This is a genomic window from Geobacillus sp. E263 (assembly GCF_007197795.1).
Lineage (GTDB): Bacteria > Bacillota > Bacilli > Bacillales > Anoxybacillaceae > Parageobacillus_B > Parageobacillus_B toebii.
Genome location: NZ_CP041632.1, coordinates 225,509 through 241,266 on the forward strand (window position 1 = coordinate 225,509; position 15,758 = coordinate 241,266).

At 49.3% G+C, this 15,758-nt stretch carries 14 protein-coding genes and 1 pseudogene; 10 read left to right on the top strand and 5 right to left on the bottom strand.

Annotated elements, in window-relative coordinates; all coding sequences use genetic code 11:
* Genes FNL97_RS01125 through FNL97_RS01135 form a run of 3 tightly spaced genes read left to right on the top strand, consistent with a single transcriptional unit; the run spans position 1 to position 3,165 of the window.
* Positions 1 to 1,017: a hypothetical protein gene (locus FNL97_RS01125; RefSeq protein ID WP_143414846.1), complete on the top strand. Its 1,017-nt coding sequence runs from the start codon at positions 1 to 3 to the stop codon at positions 1,015 to 1,017.
* Positions 977 to 1,378, top strand: a complete 402-nt coding sequence (locus FNL97_RS01130) for a PDDEXK family nuclease (protein ID WP_143414847.1) — start codon at positions 977 to 979, stop codon at positions 1,376 to 1,378. The genes FNL97_RS01125 and FNL97_RS01130 overlap by 41 nt, the downstream gene beginning before the upstream one ends.
* 32 nt (positions 1,379 to 1,410) lie before the next feature.
* Entirely contained in the window at positions 1,411 to 3,165 is a 1,755-nt protein-coding gene (locus FNL97_RS01135; protein ID WP_286173432.1) for a DUF262 and DUF1524 domain-containing protein, read from the top strand.
* 248 nt (positions 3,166 to 3,413) lie between these two features.
* On the opposite strand, the gene FNL97_RS01140 is transcribed toward FNL97_RS01135, so the two are convergent.
* Together FNL97_RS01140 and FNL97_RS01145 are read right to left on the bottom strand one after the other, a co-directional pair.
* Positions 3,414 to 4,277 (bottom strand): IS3 family transposase, encoded by an 864-nt coding sequence (locus tag FNL97_RS01140; RefSeq protein WP_143414848.1) that lies wholly within the window; start codon positions 4,275 to 4,277, stop codon positions 3,414 to 3,416.
* On the bottom strand, positions 4,274 to 4,600 hold the full coding sequence (locus FNL97_RS01145; protein WP_143414849.1) for a transposase: 327 nt from the start codon (positions 4,598 to 4,600) through the stop codon (positions 4,274 to 4,276). Before FNL97_RS01145 ends, FNL97_RS01140 begins: the two co-directional genes overlap by 4 nt.
* A gap of 262 nt (positions 4,601 to 4,862) precedes the next feature.
* Here FNL97_RS01145 and FNL97_RS01150 point away from each other — a divergent pair, with 262 nt between their 5' ends.
* From FNL97_RS01150 to FNL97_RS01160, 3 genes are read left to right on the top strand one after another with little or no spacing between them, the layout of a single operon-like run.
* Complete coding sequence (locus tag FNL97_RS01150; protein WP_143414850.1) at positions 4,863 to 5,342, top strand: DUF2975 domain-containing protein; 480 nt, start codon at positions 4,863 to 4,865, stop codon at positions 5,340 to 5,342.
* A gap of 10 nt (positions 5,343 to 5,352) precedes the next feature.
* The gene (locus tag FNL97_RS01155) at positions 5,353 to 5,577 is read left to right on the top strand and encodes a helix-turn-helix domain-containing protein (protein ID WP_013144000.1); all 225 of its coding nucleotides are present in this window, start codon (positions 5,353 to 5,355) and stop codon (positions 5,575 to 5,577) included.
* 16 nt (positions 5,578 to 5,593) lie between these two features.
* On the top strand, positions 5,594 to 6,496 hold the full coding sequence (locus FNL97_RS01160; RefSeq protein ID WP_205729480.1) for a DUF817 domain-containing protein: 903 nt from the start codon (positions 5,594 to 5,596) through the stop codon (positions 6,494 to 6,496).
* A gap of 64 nt (positions 6,497 to 6,560) precedes the next feature.
* On the opposite strand, the gene FNL97_RS01165 is transcribed toward FNL97_RS01160, so the two are convergent.
* The 3 genes and pseudogenes from FNL97_RS01165 to FNL97_RS18650 all read right to left on the bottom strand — a co-directional run bounded on the left by FNL97_RS01165 (position 6,561) and on the right by FNL97_RS18650 (position 9,283).
* Positions 6,561 to 7,049 carry a DinB family protein gene (locus FNL97_RS01165; RefSeq protein WP_097354053.1) on the bottom strand — a complete coding sequence of 163 codons (489 nt, stop codon included), beginning with the start codon at positions 7,047 to 7,049 and terminating at the stop codon, positions 6,561 to 6,563.
* A gap of 49 nt (positions 7,050 to 7,098) precedes the next feature.
* Positions 7,099 to 7,851 (bottom strand): TatD family hydrolase, encoded by a 753-nt coding sequence (locus FNL97_RS01170; protein ID WP_097354054.1) that lies wholly within the window; start codon positions 7,849 to 7,851, stop codon positions 7,099 to 7,101.
* A 57-nt stretch (positions 7,852 to 7,908) separates the two neighbouring features.
* Positions 7,909 to 9,283: pseudogene (locus FNL97_RS18650) on the bottom strand (sigma-54 interaction domain-containing protein).
* Between the two features lie 218 nt (positions 9,284 to 9,501).
* Here FNL97_RS18650 and FNL97_RS01180 point away from each other — a divergent pair.
* The 4 genes from FNL97_RS01180 to FNL97_RS01200 all read left to right on the top strand — a co-directional run bounded on the left by FNL97_RS01180 (position 9,502) and on the right by FNL97_RS01200 (position 15,608).
* Positions 9,502 to 10,914 carry an amino acid permease gene (locus FNL97_RS01180; RefSeq protein ID WP_097354056.1) on the top strand — a complete coding sequence of 471 codons (1,413 nt, stop codon included), beginning with the start codon at positions 9,502 to 9,504 and terminating at the stop codon, positions 10,912 to 10,914.
* A gap of 190 nt (positions 10,915 to 11,104) precedes the next feature.
* Positions 11,105 to 12,385, top strand: coding sequence for an IS110 family RNA-guided transposase (locus FNL97_RS01185; protein ID WP_143414851.1), 1,281 nt, complete (start codon positions 11,105 to 11,107; stop codon positions 12,383 to 12,385).
* Positions 12,386 to 12,781: 396 nt separating this feature from the next.
* Positions 12,782 to 14,329 carry an L-glutamate gamma-semialdehyde dehydrogenase gene (gene pruA / locus FNL97_RS01195; protein WP_097354057.1) on the top strand — a complete coding sequence of 516 codons (1,548 nt, stop codon included), beginning with the start codon at positions 12,782 to 12,784 and terminating at the stop codon, positions 14,327 to 14,329.
* A gap of 70 nt (positions 14,330 to 14,399) precedes the next feature.
* On the top strand, positions 14,400 to 15,608 hold the full coding sequence (locus FNL97_RS01200) for an ornithine--oxo-acid transaminase (protein WP_143416266.1): 1,209 nt from the start codon (positions 14,400 to 14,402) through the stop codon (positions 15,606 to 15,608).
* Positions 15,609 to 15,758 lie beyond the last annotated feature (150 nt).

The following is a 15,758-nucleotide window of genomic DNA, read 5'->3' on the forward strand; positions in this document are numbered from 1 at the left end:
ATGACCGAAATGCCCTATTTGTGCTGGGCTTTTTTATACACTAGCACTGGGGTGAATAGTTACCAGGAAAGAGGTTCACTAGAAATTCCATTAGAAGGAGATTTCATAGGTTCCCTTTCCTATGGAGACTTATTTATTTATTCCGAAAATGGAGAACTTATTCACACAATTTCGAATATCCTTCGTGACTATGTTATAAATGAAACCTTAACAGAAATTTTGTATGTTAAAAACAAAAGTAGTAAGAGAAAAATCAAATTTTCCTTGTGTTTGAAAAGTCTAGAACAGAAAAATAAAGAAAAAGTATTATACAGCGAAGTTGACATCGATTACGTTTATAACGAAGAGTATCGTTCTCTATTTCAAAAACAAGAAGATATGAAAAATCAACATAAAATTAATCTCTTACTTTTGAAAAAACATCAATTTGTAAAACAACCAGATATTTCTGTGCCATATAAAATTTACTTTACGAAGAAAATTGGAAAAACATATTATACCGCATTAGAGTTGGCTCAATATGCAAGTGAGCATATAATATTAGACAATTTGTTTGAGGATGACGATAGTGTGAACCATTTAGTTACATATACAGAAGATAAGTTTGAAGATTTTATGCTAATGTGTCATATCTTGAATAGAGGTATATTTAGAAATAATGATGATCCTCTAGGTTTTTCTATATACGGTGTAAATATAGAGGATATTTTAATATCTTGTGAAACGCTAATGGGACACTCACAGACAAGCGATCTTATTAAAGAAGCATATCAGTACAATTATAATTCTTTTATGACAAATGATTCTAATTATCAATTACATGTAGAAGCTGTACGAGATCGTTTAATGAGTTATTATAACTTAGAATATAAAAAACAATTAGCAGATAAATTATATAAAGATATACTAAAAAGCGTATTTGAAGAGAATTTAAAAAGCTTGCATGCTTATCGCAAAGGACTTGAGGTACTTCCTTATGAAGTATTACAGAGAAAAAAAGAAAGAAATACAAAATAAATTAATTCTAGAGAGAAAAATACCAATAAGATGGAAGTCGGAATTGGCACTATTTGAGTTAATTGCAAGTCATTATCCATCAGCGATTATGCATTATTCACCAACATGGCTACAACCACAACACATAGACGTCTTTGTTCCAGAATTAAATGTTGCTTTTGAATATCAAGGAGAGCAGCATTTTAAACCAATCGATTATTTCGGAGGTGAAGAAGCTCTAAAAAAGAGAATACATTTGGATAACAGAAAAAAAAATCTGTGTACAGAAAATGGGGTTATATTAATTGAATGGTTATTTAACGAACCTATAACAAAAGCTATGTTATCGAAAAAACTAAAAGAGGTGGGTTTGACCATTTAACTACATATCTGGATATGACAAAAAAGAAGATCATGAATTACTATCTGGTCAACAGCGAAGAAGAGGGGGAGCTGTATCACAAACTCATATTGACGCAGAGCGATAAGGACACGCTGATCAACCTGATCTTAGACAAAAAACTCCCCGAGGAATACTCCCCGAGGGTGTACGAGAACTATCATTTTTTTGCGGAATCCATCAAAAACAGCGGTATCGATCTGAACAAGCTGTATCAGGGAATCTCCAAGCTGATTATTGTAGATATTTCGTTGGATCGTGACCATGATAATCCGCAGTTGATTTTTGAAAGTCTGAACTCGACAGGGCTTGATCTGTCGCAAGCCGATTTGATCCGAAACTTCGTTTTGATGAAACTGGAGCCGAAAGAGCAAGCGGAACTGTACAGGGAATACTGGTATCCGATGGAAAAAAGCTTCGGGAATCTGACAAATTCCGCTTTGTTTGACCGATTTATGCGTGACTATTTAACGGTGAAAACGGGGCGAATTCCAAACATACAAGAAGTTTACTCCAGTTTCAAGGCGTATGTATTTGAGCACAGTGAACTGAGTGTCCAGCAAATTGTCGAGGACATTTATCGATATTCCCAATATTTTGTGAAGTTTGCATTCCAGACGGAAAAAGATAAAGAAATCAATGAAGTGCTTAAAGATATCAATACGCTTAAGGTCGATGTCTCATATCCGTTCTTGCTTGAGGTATATGACGACTATGAGCGTCAAATTTTATCAAAATCGGAACTTATCGAAATCCTAAAGCTTGTTGAAGCTTACGTGTTCCGCCGAGCGGTTTGCGGGGTTCCGACCAATTCATTGAACAAAACATTTGCGACACTCAGCAAAGAGATCGACAAGGCGAATTATTTGGAAAGCGTTCGTGCGGCGTTTTTACTCAAAGATTCCTATAAACGGTTTCCGGCCGATGAGGAGTTCAAGCGGGAACTCATGATTAAGGATGTGTATAATTTCAGAAATCGAAATTACCTGCTTCGGAAGCTGGAAAATTTCAATCGGAAAGAGATTATTGATATCGAAGCTTATACGATTGAACACATCATGCCGCAAAATCCAAACTTGTCTCCAGAGTGGAGACGGGATTTAGGGCCAAATTGGGAAGAAGTACACAAAACATATCTCCATACGTTGGGAAATCTAACACTGACCCGATATAATTCCGAGCTCAGTGATCGTCCGTTTAAGGAAAAACGGGATATGGAGGGCGGGTTTGCTGACAGTCCACTGAGGTTAAATAGAGGACTAGCTAGACTTGAAACTTGGAATGAGGAGGAAATCTGCAAAAGAGCTCAATTCTTGGCGGATTTAGCGTTAAAAGTCTGGAAGTATCCACAGCTTTCCGATGATATTCTGGCTAAATACCGAAAGAAAAGTTCCAAAAGTGAAAGTGTGACTTATACAATTGCCGATTATCCTAAATTACAGGGAGATATGTTGGTATTATTTAATGAATTGAGCAAACGAATTTGCAACTTAGACAGCTCTGTCCGCATGGAGTTCAAAAAGCGATATATTGCCTTTAAAACATCGACTAATTTCGTCGATATTGTGCCGCAGGAAAGCAGACTGCGGTTAAGCTTGAATATGCCTTTCGATGAAATACAAGATCCTAAAGGGATTTGTAGAGATGTCACCAATATCGGTCGCTTGGGGAACGGAGACGTTGAATTTCACGTTTCTTCTGTAAGTGAAATCGAGTATGCAATGTTTCTAATTAAACAATCATATGAAAAGCATCGGGAAGATGAATAAAGGAAAAGGGGGAGTATGATATGATCCCCTTATAGTAGACAGAAAAAGAAAGCACATGAATCTGTCTACTGAACATATCCCTGTCAAGTAGACAGTGTGAAAAATATCCACCTTCTTCAGCTGCTTGTTAGGATAGTGGAATGAGGAAACGTTGTCAAGGAAAGCACTTGACAACGTCTCCTTCATTCCACTTCATCGTTGGCAAGCTGAAGAAGGAGACATTCTCAGCCGTTCGTCTGCTAGGCTGCTTAGGCAATTCGGTATTCCACTGGGCTGAGGTAGTCTAGTTTTTTCTGGCACCGTTCATAATTATAAAAATACATGTACTGATCGATCGCCTCGATCATTTCCTCTTCCGTTTCAAAGGTGGGAAGGTCCACCATTTCCGATTTCAAATGCCCGAAAAAATTTTCCATGCAGGCATTGTCTAAGCAGTTTCCTCTTCTGGACATACTAGGAATGATATGATGAGCCTTCAGCAGTTGATGGTACTGGCGGGATGTGTACTGGGAGCCTTGATCGCTATGGAGAAGGACTCCTCGCGCATCCCGTTTTTTGATGGCATCCTTGACAGTTTCGATCACCAATTTTAAGTCATTCGAACGACTGATGCGATACGCAATGATTTCATTGTTGTACAAATCTTTAATAGCAGACAGATACAAATAGGTTCCTTGAAATGGCACATAGGTAATATCCGTCACCCATTTTTGGTTGGCTGCAGTGGCCGCAAAATCACGGTTTAACACGTTCGACGCTACGATATTCTCCTTTCCCGCTTTATACTTCGGCTTTTTTCGACGGATTTTGGCCTGAACCCCCAACTCTTTCATCAGTCGGTACACTCGCTTATGATTCACGGTCTTCCCATAATTTCGTTTTATCCATGCTTTCACGCGGTAGTATCCATAGATCCCATTGACCTTTTGATGGCATTCGAGGATCATTTGTTTGATTTGTTCATTTTCCTTTTGCTTCTCTGTGACGATTCCCTGCTGGTTCATCCATCGATAGTATCCACTTCTTGACACACCGGCCAGTTGGCATAGCCAGGCAATCGGATAGGTGTTGGATAACTCCTGAATGATCGAGAACCGCTCTTTCGGTTTCACCTCCTTGCCAGCTCTCGTAACTTTTTTAAATAATCATTCTCTGCTTTCAGTCTTCGATTCTCTTCCTCTAAACTGCACTCTTTTTTTCGAGGCCTTCCCTTGAATGGAGACTTGGATGTCCCGCGCCGTTCTTCGAGCCCTTTTAGACCATGTTCATGGTAACGTTTTACCCAAAGTCTGATCGTTTTCGTGCAGGGAATCCCTAACTCTTGGCATATCCGCTTATATCCCCATCCTTCTTCGATGTGCATCTGGACAGCCCTCCATTTAAACTCCACGGAATAAGTGGTCTTCCCTTTCAGTGTTTGCTTGGTCTCGAACATAAACAAATCCCTCCAGTGTTTTTACTGACAGTATGGGCATTTTCCCAACTGTCTACACTAGAGGGATAATATCAGTGGAAGAAGGGCTGTTTTTTTGCGAGAATCATCAACGTTTGTAGCGGAGCGTTCTTCTGCGAGGGAATGCTCTTTGTTTTTATCATGTTTAACAGCAAAAATATAATTAAATTCGATAATTATTTATTGAAAAACGATAAATGAATGATTAAAATAAAATCGAAAACAAATCAGTGAGGTGCTCGCGGTGAAACGAGAAACAATTTTTTTGAAAGTGGCTGTTGTGTTGATTGGTCTTCCCGTTCTTGCGTTGTGCCTATTTTTGGTGCCTGCGCTTGCGAAGGTGGCTGTCAAGCTGGTGCCAACGTTCCCTTGGATCAAGTATTTTGTTTATCTTGTGTTTGAGGCGTCCGCACTGCCGTTCTACTTCGCTTTGTATCAGGCGTTCCGGTTGTTAGTGTATATTGACCGAAACGACGCGTTTTCCGAGGCGTCGGTGAAAGCGTTAAAGACGATCAAACATTGCGCCGTCGCCATCAGCGGGCTGCATTTGCTTGTCTTGCCGCTGTTTTACTTGTTCGCCGAGAAAGACGACGCTCCGGGTGACATTTTCGTCGGTCTGATTGTGCCGTTTGCGTCGCTTGTCATCGCTGTGTTCGCCGCGGTTTTGCAAAAGTTGCTGCAGCAGGCGATTGAAATCAAACAGGAAAATGAGTTGACCATTTGAGGTGGATGACATGCCGATTATCGTGAATCTTGATGTCATGTTGGCGAAGCGGAAGATGAGCGTCACCGAGCTGTCGGAGAGAGTCGGGATCACGATGGCGAATTTGTCGATCTTGAAAAACGGGAAGGCGAAGGCGATCCGTTTCTCGACGCTCGAAGCCATTTGCAAGGCGCTCGATTGCCAGCCCGGGGACATTTTGGAGTATCGAAGTGATGAAGGGGAGTCAAATCCGTGAGTAGGGAGGGGACGGCTTGAAAGGGGAGAAACACGAGGCAGCGGTGAACGAATACCCACCGCTTTGCCTCATGATCGTCCGGGTGCGCCAGTTTTGCAGAAAGTCGCGGCTGATCAAAGCGTTTGTGCAGCTTGTTCGCTTCGGTTGGGCGCAGGCGTTGTCTTGCGTGTTTCCGGTTGTTATTTTTGCCTCATTGGCGCTGACGAAGATCGCGCCGCTTCCGCTATTGCCGCGGTATGATTGGCTGCTTGTTATTTGCCTTCTCATGCAATGGTGGATGGTGCGGTCAGGGATGGAAACGCGGGATGAACTCAAAGTGATCACCTTGTTCCACGTCATTGGACTTGCGCTCGAGCTGTTTAAAGTGCGCATGGGTTCGTGGTCGTATCCGGAAGAGGGGTATACGAAAATCTTTGGCGTGCCCTTGTACAGCGGGTTTATGTATGCGAGCGTCGCCAGCTATCTTTGTCAGGCGTGGCGAAGGCTGAAGGTGGAGTTGGTGCAATGGCCGCCGTTTTGGATGGTCGTTCCTCTCGCTTCGGCGATTTACTTGAATTTTTTCACCCACCATTATTGGGTGGACGTTCGTTGGTGGCTCTCAAGCCTCGTCATGGTTGTCTTTTGGCGGTCATGGGTGACGTATGAGGTCGGGGGAGTCCGCTACCGGATGCCGCTTGTTTTGTCCTTTTTGCTGATCGGGTTTTTCATCTGGATCGCGGAAAACATCGCCACCTTTTTTGGCGCTTGGCAATATCCAAACCAGGTGAAGGCGTGGAGCCTTGTTCATCTTGGGAAGGTGAGTTCGTGGTGTTTGTTTGTTATTGTCAGTTTTCTCATCGTGGCGATGTTAAAGCAAGTGAAAACAATGGCTGTGACAGGGGCAGTGGAGCGTTCACATGAAGATGGAAAATCGTTGTAAGCCGAGCAGGGTGGGGATTTGGCTGGTCGTTGCTCGGCTTTTTCCTTGATGAGCCGCCCGCTCCTCACGGAAGCTGTGCCTTGATTTCTTCCATTTGCGCGAGGTGGCGCTGTTCATGGTAGCCGACAAATTCCACCCATTGCTTCAAATTCAGTGGCCCAAAAATTGGATGCGGGAACGATTTGGCTTCCAAGTCAGCCGGATTGGCTTGCTCCGTGATTTGGCGCAACCGCTGCCGCGATTGATGCAATTTTTCTTCCAGTTCGTGTCGAGTGAAAAAGCGGTCGCTCGGGCGGGCGAAATCAGGCGCCTCCACTTTTTTGGAACGGTCAACGGTCAAGTGGATCGGTTTCTCCTCGACCGGTTGGCTCTCGCCATGCTTTAATGTATGGGCGATCATGGCTGCGATCGATGTTTCGATTAAGTACAGGTGTTCGAGCACTTGGGCGATCGTCCAACTTCCGTCCGCCACTCGGGTGTTCAGCTGTTCGTCCGACAGCCCGGAAACGCTTTTGATCAGCTGTTGGCGTACCCGCTCATTATGATCCATCATGTTTCCCTCATTTCGATGTAGATTTGGTTTCATCGTATCATAAGGAAGATCAACCGTAAAGCCGTTTTGTGTTCGCCGTGATCATGGTTTTGACTTGTTCGATATCTCGGCCATAGTGTGCCGCCACGGCTCGTGCGGAGTCCAATAGCCATAACGGCGTCGTCAGTTTTCCGGCAAACGGGCCTGCAAACGGCCATGGGCCATCGGTTTCAAGGAGCAGCTGCTCGATGGGAACGAGGGATAACAGCTGCTTGTCGCGCTCGCGGTAGCACACTTCCGGTGTGACGGAGATGTAGTAGCCGCATTGGACGATTTGTTTGACCACGGCAGGCTCGGCCTTCAGCCAGTGGAAATGGGCTTGTCGGACGCCAGCTTGCTGCAAGATGGCCAAGGCGGTTTCGGCGCGGTCGTAGACGGCGTGAAGGGCGAGCGGCAAGGAAGCATCCGCGGCGATGGCCGCGATTTCGGTTAATCGTTCTTGATACGCGGGCAGCTTGGCGCATGCTTCCGCTGAATAGTATGGCAGCCCGACTTCGCCGATGGCGGCGAGCAGCGGCCGCTCTTGCTTGACAAGCCCTGTCCATTCGTTCCAATCGGCTTCGCTTGGCAGCGGTTGCTCGGGATGGAAACCGATGGCGGCGTAGACGAAGGAAGGGAATCGCTGTTTCAACTCGAGCGTTCGGCAGCTGGAGCGCAAATCGGTGGATACGGCGACGACGCCGATGATGCCCGCTTCTTGCCAACGGTTGATTTGTTCATCGATGTCCGTGTACTGGTCGAGATGAATATGAGCGTCGATCATCCACAGCGACCTCCCCTGTCCTTTTTGCCGTCCCGCTGGCTGAGGCTTTTCGCCTTTTCATCCCCATTCCTTATCAATCTGGTACTTGCGGATGCGGTATTGCAAGTTTTGTCGGCTCAAACCAAGCGCTTTGGCCGTTTTGGTGATGTTGAAGCCGTGATGCTGCAGCGCCTTGCGGATGTAGTAAATTTCGACTTCTTCCATGTATTTGTCAAGAGGCAAAATGTCTTCCGTATCAAATAAAAAGTCCGTTTTCGTTTCGTCGGGCGCCAGCTTGGCTCGAAAAGGGGCAGGCAGATGGGCGAGGGTGATGGTTTGTTCTTGTTCCATCGTCGCCATCGTTTCCAAAATGACGGCCTCAAGCTCGCGCACGTTGCCGGGCCAGCTGTAAGCAAGAAACGCCTCTTGCACGTCATCGCCGAGTCCTTCGACATGTAGGCCATAGCGCTCGTTGCCTTGACGGATGAAATGGATAGCGAGCGGCAAAATGTCCTCTTTCCGTTCGCGCAACGGCGGCAGGACGATGCAGTGGACGGCAATTTGGTAGTAAAGCGATTTGAGCAATTCCCCTGCTTGGACGGCATCGATCGGGTCGCCGCTTGTCGAGGCGATGAGGCGAACATCTGCATGAACCGGTTCTTGGCCATGGGCGCGGACAAACTGTTTTTCTTGCAGAAAACGGGCGAGTTTTTGTTGAAGCGGCAGGCTTAACGAGTCAATATCGTCAAGCAGGACGGTGCCGCCGTCCGCTTGTTCAAACAAGCCGGGCTGGATCTCGCCGTCTTCTTCGCTGCCAAACAGCATCGTTTCCATCCAATCATCCGGAAGCGACAAACACGTTTGCGCAAAAAAACGGCTTAGCTCGCCGTTCGCTTTCGTGGTGAATGCAGGAAGCGAGCAAGTCTTTTCCTGTCCCTTTCTCCCCAATGAGCAGCACAGGCGCTTCCGAGCGGGCGGCATGACGCGCAAGGCGGATGGCCTTTTGCATCGCTTCGCTTTGGCTGATGATATCGGCAAACGTGCGGCTGGCTTCCTTGCGTTGGTGGTGTTCTTGGATCAGTTTGCGGAACTTCGTGATGTCTTTGGCGATTTCCACGGCGCCGATGATGCGCCCGTCTTTTTGCAGCGGGTGTGTTTGATTGACCGTTGTCACGGCTTGCCCTTTGTTATTGAAATACGTTTGCTGTTGATTCAGAATGCTCTTGCCGGTGCGCAGCGCTTCTAGCAGCGTGCTCGGCTGCTCCGGGTTGAAGCGGAAGACGTCCAAAATGTTTTTATCGAGCACGTCCTCGATGTTCATACCCTCGATGTCCCGCATTTTCCGGTTGTAAATGATGGTTTTCCCATGTTGATCGACCGCATGGACGCCAAGGTCGATCATTTCGAGAATTTGCTCATACATTGATAAAAGCGTTTCCATATCCCGGTTCACGATCAGCACCTCTCTTTTTTGTATTATAGCATAAGGTGGACGGGAGACAGGAAGGGAAAGAAAGATGTGAAAAAAATTTTTGCTAAATATATTGAAAATAGACAAAAGTTATAGTTTATTATAAATTGACAAATAGATTTGCAGTAAGAGAGGTTCTGTTCCCTTTCTCAAAATGTAAGCGGTTGCGAAATCGATCATAGAGAGGGGAGAGTTTTCGGATGCAACCCGCGCAAGAACTGAAACGAGAGCTAAAAAGCAGGCATTTATTTATGATCGCGCTAGGTGGGGTGATCGGCACCGGTTTGTTTTTAGGATCGGGTTATACGATTCATGAGGCGGGGCCAGGCGGGGCTGTCGTTGCGTATCTTTTTGGCGGATTGGTCATGTATTTGACCATGCTTTCGTTGGGAGAATTGGCCGTCCGCATTCCTGATGCCGGGTCGTATCAGACGTATGCGACAAAATTCATCTCGCCGGCGGTAGGGTATTGCATCGGCTGGCTGTCATGGCTGAACTGGTCGGTGACAGTCGGCATCGAGCTTCTCACCGTCAGCATCCTCATGAAGCGGTGGTTTCCCGATGTACCGACGTGGGTGTTTTGCGCCGTCTTTGCTTTGCTCTTGTTTTTGATCAATGCGTTGTCTGTCAAAGGATTTGGCGAGGTGGAGTTTTGGTTTTCGAGCATTAAGGTGTTGACGGTCATCGCCTTTATTGTTCTCGGTCTGGCGGCCATGTTTGGCGTCATTCAGATGAAAAATGGACAGCCCGCTCCGTTTTTCTCGAATTTTACTGATCATGGCGGATTGTTTCCAAACGGGTTTGGGGCCATCTTTACGACGATGATCCTCGTGAACTTTTCGTTCCAAGGGACGGAATTGGTCGGCGTGGCGGCGGGGGAAAGCCGCGAGCCGGAAAAAACGGTGCCGGTTGCGCTGCGCAACACCATATGGCGCATTTTAATTTTCTTCATTTTGGCCATTTTTGTGCTGGCTGGCTTGTTTCCGTGGGAGAAAGCCGGCGTTGTGGAAAGCCCGTTTGTTGAGGTGTTTGACAACATTGGCATTCCGTATGCAGCCGATATCATGAATTTTGTCATCATTACCGCGGTGCTGTCGGTGGCCAACTCGGGCTTATATGCGACATCGCGCGTCCTCTGGTCGATGTCGCGCCAAGGCATGGTCACTCCGTTTTTCAGCAAGCTATCGAAACGCGGCGTGCCCATCAATGCGCTTATTGCCAGCATTGCCATCGGCTGCTTGTCTCTGTTGTGCAGCGTGTATGCGGAAGATACGGTGTACGTCTGGCTGACGGCGATCGCCGGATTTGGCGCCGTCACGGTGTGGGCTTCCATCGCGCTGTCAAGCTATTTCGGCCGGAAAGCGTTTTTGCGCGAAGGCGGCGATGTGCGCGATCTGAAATACAGGACGCCGTTGTATCCGTTCGTGCCGCTGGCCGCGTTTGCGTTGAATATGGCGACGATCATCGGACTGGCCTTTATCCCAGATCAACGGATCGCGCTTTACTGCGGCATTCCGTTTTTGCTCGCTTGCTACGGGTACTACCACCTTGTGGCGAAAAAACGGGTTCAGCCCCTAGCCGCAGAAGAAGGGGAGCTCAAGGCCGCCAAGTAAAAACAATTGAAAAAAGCCATAATCATTTGCATAATATAACTATGAAACCGTTTTATAACGAAAAATTTTTTTGCCTTTAAAAGGAGCATTCCCGTTAGGAGCTTTTCCGGGGACTTGATCAAAAAAAGCCCTCTTGGTATGATGCAGGGGTGTCAAACAATACCTACCATCATGCCAAGGAGGACTTCAGATGAATTGTACACAAAACTATAAAATTGATCAAGTTACGGAACAAACGCTTGTCGTGGGCATCGATATCGCGAAACGAACCCACTACGCCTGCTTCGTGGATGACCGGGGGCGCGTGCTTCGCAAGTCGTTCCCGATCTTCCAGTCGAAAGAGGGGTTTCAGCAGCTGTATAAAGCGATTCAGGAGGCGATGCAAGCGTTTGGGAAGTCAGAGGTGATCGTCGCGGTGGAGCCGACCGGGCACTACTGGTTGAACCTGGCCTACTTCCTCGAGGAGCACGGGATCCCGTTGGTCATGGTCAACCCGGCGCATGTGTGCCGGTCGAAAGAACTCGATGACAACCTGCCGACGAAACACGACGCCAAAGACGCCCTGGTCATCGCCAGACTGGCGAAAGACGGACGATTCCTCGTCCCCCGGCTGCTGCACGAGATCGAAGCCGATTTGCGCGTCGGGAGCACGCTCAAAGAGAAGCTCCGCAAGGAACAGACGGCGGTGAAAAACGCGATCGTCCGCTGGACCGACCGATATTTTCCGGAGTTTTGGACGGTGTTTCGCGACCTGGGGAAAACGGCGCTTTCGGTGCTGGAGTGGACGCCGCTTCCAGCCGATATGGCCGGCCGGGCGGTGGAGGAGCTTCTTGAGGTGTACCGGCAAAGCGAAGGGCTGAAATGCCCGCAGAAGGCCAAAATTCAGGCGTTGATCGACGCCGCGAAGGACTCGATTGGGGTGACGGAAGGGACGACGATGGCCCGGTTTGAGATCGCCGCGCTCGTCCGCCGATACCGCCAATTGGAGGCTGAGATCGCCGCGTTGGACGCCGAGTTAAAGGCATTGGTTCAAACGACGATGGAGTATCAATGGCTGAAAACGGTCGACGGGTTGGGAGACGCCACGATTATCGATCTGTTGGCGGAGATCGGCAGCTTCGCCCATTATCGGGACCCGCGCCAATTGGTGAAGTTGGCGGGCCTGACGCTCAAGGAGAACTCCTCCGGCCAGCGCAAAGGGCAAAAGCACATCTCCAAACGGGGACGGAAACGGCTGCGCTCGGTGCTGTTTCGGGCGATGATTCCGCTGATCCGGCACAACGAGGCGTTTCGCGAGCTGCATGAATATTACACGACCCGATCCGTCAACCCGCTGACCGGAAAGCAATCCATCGTCGCCTTGTGCCGGAAGCTGTTGAATGTGCTGTTTGCGATTTGTACGAAGAAACAAGCCTTTGACGCGGAGCGAATGAAACAGGACGTCTTGTCCCAGGTGCAACGGGCGGCCTAAGGCCTCCCCCTGCGAACGGAAGAATCGTTGGACAACAGGATGACACCGGAGAAGCTGGCGTGATTTTATCCATTCGACCTTGAGTCCCCAAAGGAGCTTGGCCGGCCTCCGCCTGATGACGAGACCGAACGAGGGAATGTTGGCGCGAAGACGCCCGGAGACATGGGAGGGTTCGTCCTCATCAGCGACGCGGAGATCCAAAGGGTGCATCGAATACGCTTCCCCCCACGGAAGGAAAATATAACCAGCCGTGGCCGCGAAGCGCACCCTAGGTCTGTAAGATATCCACAAAACTGAAAAAGGATGTAAGGGATTTTGTCGAAAAATATTTTTTGGACACCCCTGAGAGGCCGAAAAGCCTTGATACATCAACATTTCTAGAGGGAGGATGACCAAATGGTGCAGCCGTACAGACACGAACCGCTCACCGACTTTACCGTAGAAGCAAACCGTGAGGCGTTTTTAGCGGCGCTCAAAAAAGTGGAATCGGAGCTTGGGCGCGATTATCCGCTTGTGATCGGCGGCGAGCGGGTGATGACGGAAGACAAAATCATTTCGATCAATCCGGCGAACAAAACGGAAGTGGTCGGCCGGGTGGCGAAAGCGAACAAAGAGCTGGCGGAGCGGGCGATGAAAACCGCTGATGAGGCGTTTCGCACTTGGAGCCGGACGAGCCCGGAAGCGCGGGCCGATATTTTGTTCCGGGCGGCGGCGATCGTGCGCCGGCGCAAGCACGAGTTTTCCGCTTGGCTGGTGAAAGAAGCAGGCAAACCGTGGCGCGAAGCGGACGCCGATACCGCGGAAGCGATTGACTTTATGGAATATTACGGCCGGCAAATGTTGAAGTTGAAAGACGGCATTCCGGTCGAAAGCCGTCCGGGGGAAACGAACCGCTTTTTCTATATCCCGCTTGGCGTCGGCGTCGTCATTTCACCGTGGAACTTCCCGTTTGCTATTATGGCGGGGACAACGGTCGCTTCGCTTGTGACGGGCAATACGGTGCTGCTGAAACCGGCGAGCGCAACGCCGGTGGTGGCGTATAAATTTGTGGAAGTGTTGGAAGAAGCGGGGCTTCCGGCTGGTGTATTGAACTATATCCCGGGCAGCGGGGCTGAAGTCGGAGATTATCTCGTCGACCATCCGCGCACACGATTTATCAGCTTCACCGGATCGCGGGATGTCGGCATCCGCATTTATGAGCGGGCGGCGAAAGTGCATCCGGGGCAAATTTGGCTAAAGCGCGTCATCGCGGAAATGGGCGGCAAAGACGGCATCATTGTCGATAAAGAAGCGGACCTCGAACTGGCGGCGCAATCGATTGTCGCGTCGGCGTTTGGCTACTCTGGGCAAAAATGTTCGGCGTGCTCGCGCGCGATCATCGTCGAAGATGTGTATGACCAAGTGTTGAATCGCGTTGTCGAGCTGACGAAGCAGCTCAACGTCGGCGATCCGGCGGAGCAAGCGACGTTTATGGGGCCTGTCATCGACCAAGGGGCGTACAACAAAATTATGGAGTATATCGAAATCGGCAAGCAGGAAGGTCGTCTCATGACCGGCGGGGAAGGAGACGACTCGAAAGGGTTCTTCATCCAGCCGACCGTGTTTGCGGATGTCGACCCGAACGCGCGCATCATGCAGGAGGAAATTTTCGGACCGGTCGTGGCGTTTGCGAAAGCGCGCGATTTCGATCATGCGCTTGAGATCGCGAACAACACGGAATACGGCTTGACGGGCGCCGTCATCTCGCGCAATCGGGCGAATCTTGAAAAAGCGCGGCACGAGTTCCATGTCGGCAACTTGTACTTCAACCGCGGCTGCACAGGGGCGATCGTCGGGTATCAGCCGTTTGGCGGCTTCAACATGTCAGGCACTGACTCGAAAGCGGGCGGCCCGGACTATTTGATCCTCCATATGCAAGCGAAAACGGTGTCGGAAATGTTTTAAACCAAAAAAGGGCGGCGGCGTCCGCCCTTTTATAGCGAAGAAACGCAGATAAGGAAAGGAGCGGTTGATGATGGCTACGAAGTCCGAACAGCTCATTGAACAGACGGAGCGATACGGAGCGCGAAATTATCATCCATTGCCGATTGTCGTTTCCGAAGCGGAAGGGGTATGGGTGAAAGACCCGGAGGGCAATCGCTATATGGACATGTTAAGCGCCTATTCGGCCGTCAACCAAGGACATCGTCATCCGAAAATTGTGGAGGCGTTGAAGCGGCAAGCTGACCGCGTCACGCTCACATCGCGCGCCTTCCATAACGACCAACTCGGCCCATGGTACGAAAAAGTGTGCCGGCTGACGAAAAAAGAGATGGTGCTGCCGATGAACACCGGCGCCGAGGCGGTAGAAACGGCGCTCAAGGCGGCGCGCCGCTGGGCGTATGACGTGAAAGGCGTCCCTGACAATCAGGCGGAAATCATCGTTTGTGAAGGCAATTTCCATGGCCGGACGCTCGCCGCGGTGTCGTTGTCGTCCGAACCGGCTTATAAACGCGGTTTTGGTCCGCTTTTGCCCGGGGTGAAAATCATCCCGTACGGGGATATCGAAGCACTCAAGGCAGCGATGACCCCAAATACGGCGGCGTTTCTTGTCGAACCAATCCAAGGGGAAGCCGGCATCCGCATCCCGCCGCAAGGCTTTTTAAAAGCGGCCTATGACGTGTGCAAAGAACACAACGTGTTGTTCATCGCCGATGAAATCCAAACCGGGCTAGGACGGACGGGGAAGTTGTTTGCTTGCGACTGGGAAAATGTTGTGCCTGATATGTATATTTTAGGGAAAGCATTGGGCGGCGGGGTGTTCCCGATTTCGTGCGTCGTCGCCAACCGCGACATTTTGTCGGTGTTTGAACCGGGCTCGCACGGGTCGACGTTTGGCGGCAATCCGCTCGCTTGCGCGGTGTCGATCGCCGCGCTTGAGGTGATCGAAGAAGAGCGGCTGGCGGAGCGGTCGCTTGAGCTTGGCGAATATTTTTTGGCAAAGTTAAAGCAAATCGAAAACAAGGACATTAAAGAAATCCGCGGTCGCGGCTTGTTTATCGGCGTCGAGCTGCATGTGCCGGCGCGTCCGTATTGCGAAGCGCTGAAAGAACAAGGGCTGCTTTGCAAGGAGACGCATGAAACGGTCATCCGTTTTGCGCCGCCGCTCATTATTACGAAAGAAGAGCTCGACTGGGCGATTGAGCGGATTGTAAAGGTGCTGTCCCAACCAGCTGCGGTTTAAAAAAGTGGAAAAAAGGTGTCCCGAAAGTACAGCGGGGCGCCTTTTTGTTTTGCGGGGAATGGCGGTTTTCTGTTAAGATAGGGAAAGGATTGCATTGACGCTGCATAAACATCCTACATAAGCGAAGGGCGAGTGAATGGAGGAAGAACG

Excerpts from the sequence above, each read along its gene's own strand:
- FNL97_RS01125 (WP_143414846.1), top strand. The coding sequence starts at position 1 with ATGACCGAAATGCCCTATTTGTGCTGGGCTTTTTTATACACTAGCACT.
- FNL97_RS01130 (WP_143414847.1), top strand. The coding sequence starts at position 977 with ATGAAGTATTACAGAGAAAAAAAGAAAGAAATACAAAATAAATTAATT.
- FNL97_RS01135 (WP_286173432.1), top strand. The coding sequence starts at position 1,411 with ATGAATTACTATCTGGTCAACAGCGAAGAAGAGGGGGAGCTGTATCAC.
- FNL97_RS01145 (WP_143414849.1), bottom strand. The coding sequence starts at position 4,600 with ATGTTCGAGACCAAGCAAACACTGAAAGGGAAGACCACTTATTCCGTG.
- FNL97_RS01155 (WP_013144000.1), top strand. The coding sequence starts at position 5,353 with ATGCCGATTATCGTGAATCTTGATGTCATGTTGGCGAAGCGGAAGATG.
- FNL97_RS01165 (WP_097354053.1), bottom strand. The coding sequence starts at position 7,049 with ATGATGGATCATAATGAGCGGGTACGCCAACAGCTGATCAAAAGCGTT.
- FNL97_RS01170 (WP_097354054.1), bottom strand. The coding sequence starts at position 7,851 with ATGATCGACGCTCATATTCATCTCGACCAGTACACGGACATCGATGAA.
- FNL97_RS01180 (WP_097354056.1), top strand. The coding sequence starts at position 9,502 with ATGCAACCCGCGCAAGAACTGAAACGAGAGCTAAAAAGCAGGCATTTA.
- FNL97_RS01185 (WP_143414851.1), top strand. The coding sequence starts at position 11,105 with ATGAATTGTACACAAAACTATAAAATTGATCAAGTTACGGAACAAACG.
- pruA (WP_097354057.1), top strand. The coding sequence starts at position 12,782 with ATGGTGCAGCCGTACAGACACGAACCGCTCACCGACTTTACCGTAGAA.
- FNL97_RS01200 (WP_143416266.1), top strand. The coding sequence starts at position 14,400 with ATGGCTACGAAGTCCGAACAGCTCATTGAACAGACGGAGCGATACGGA.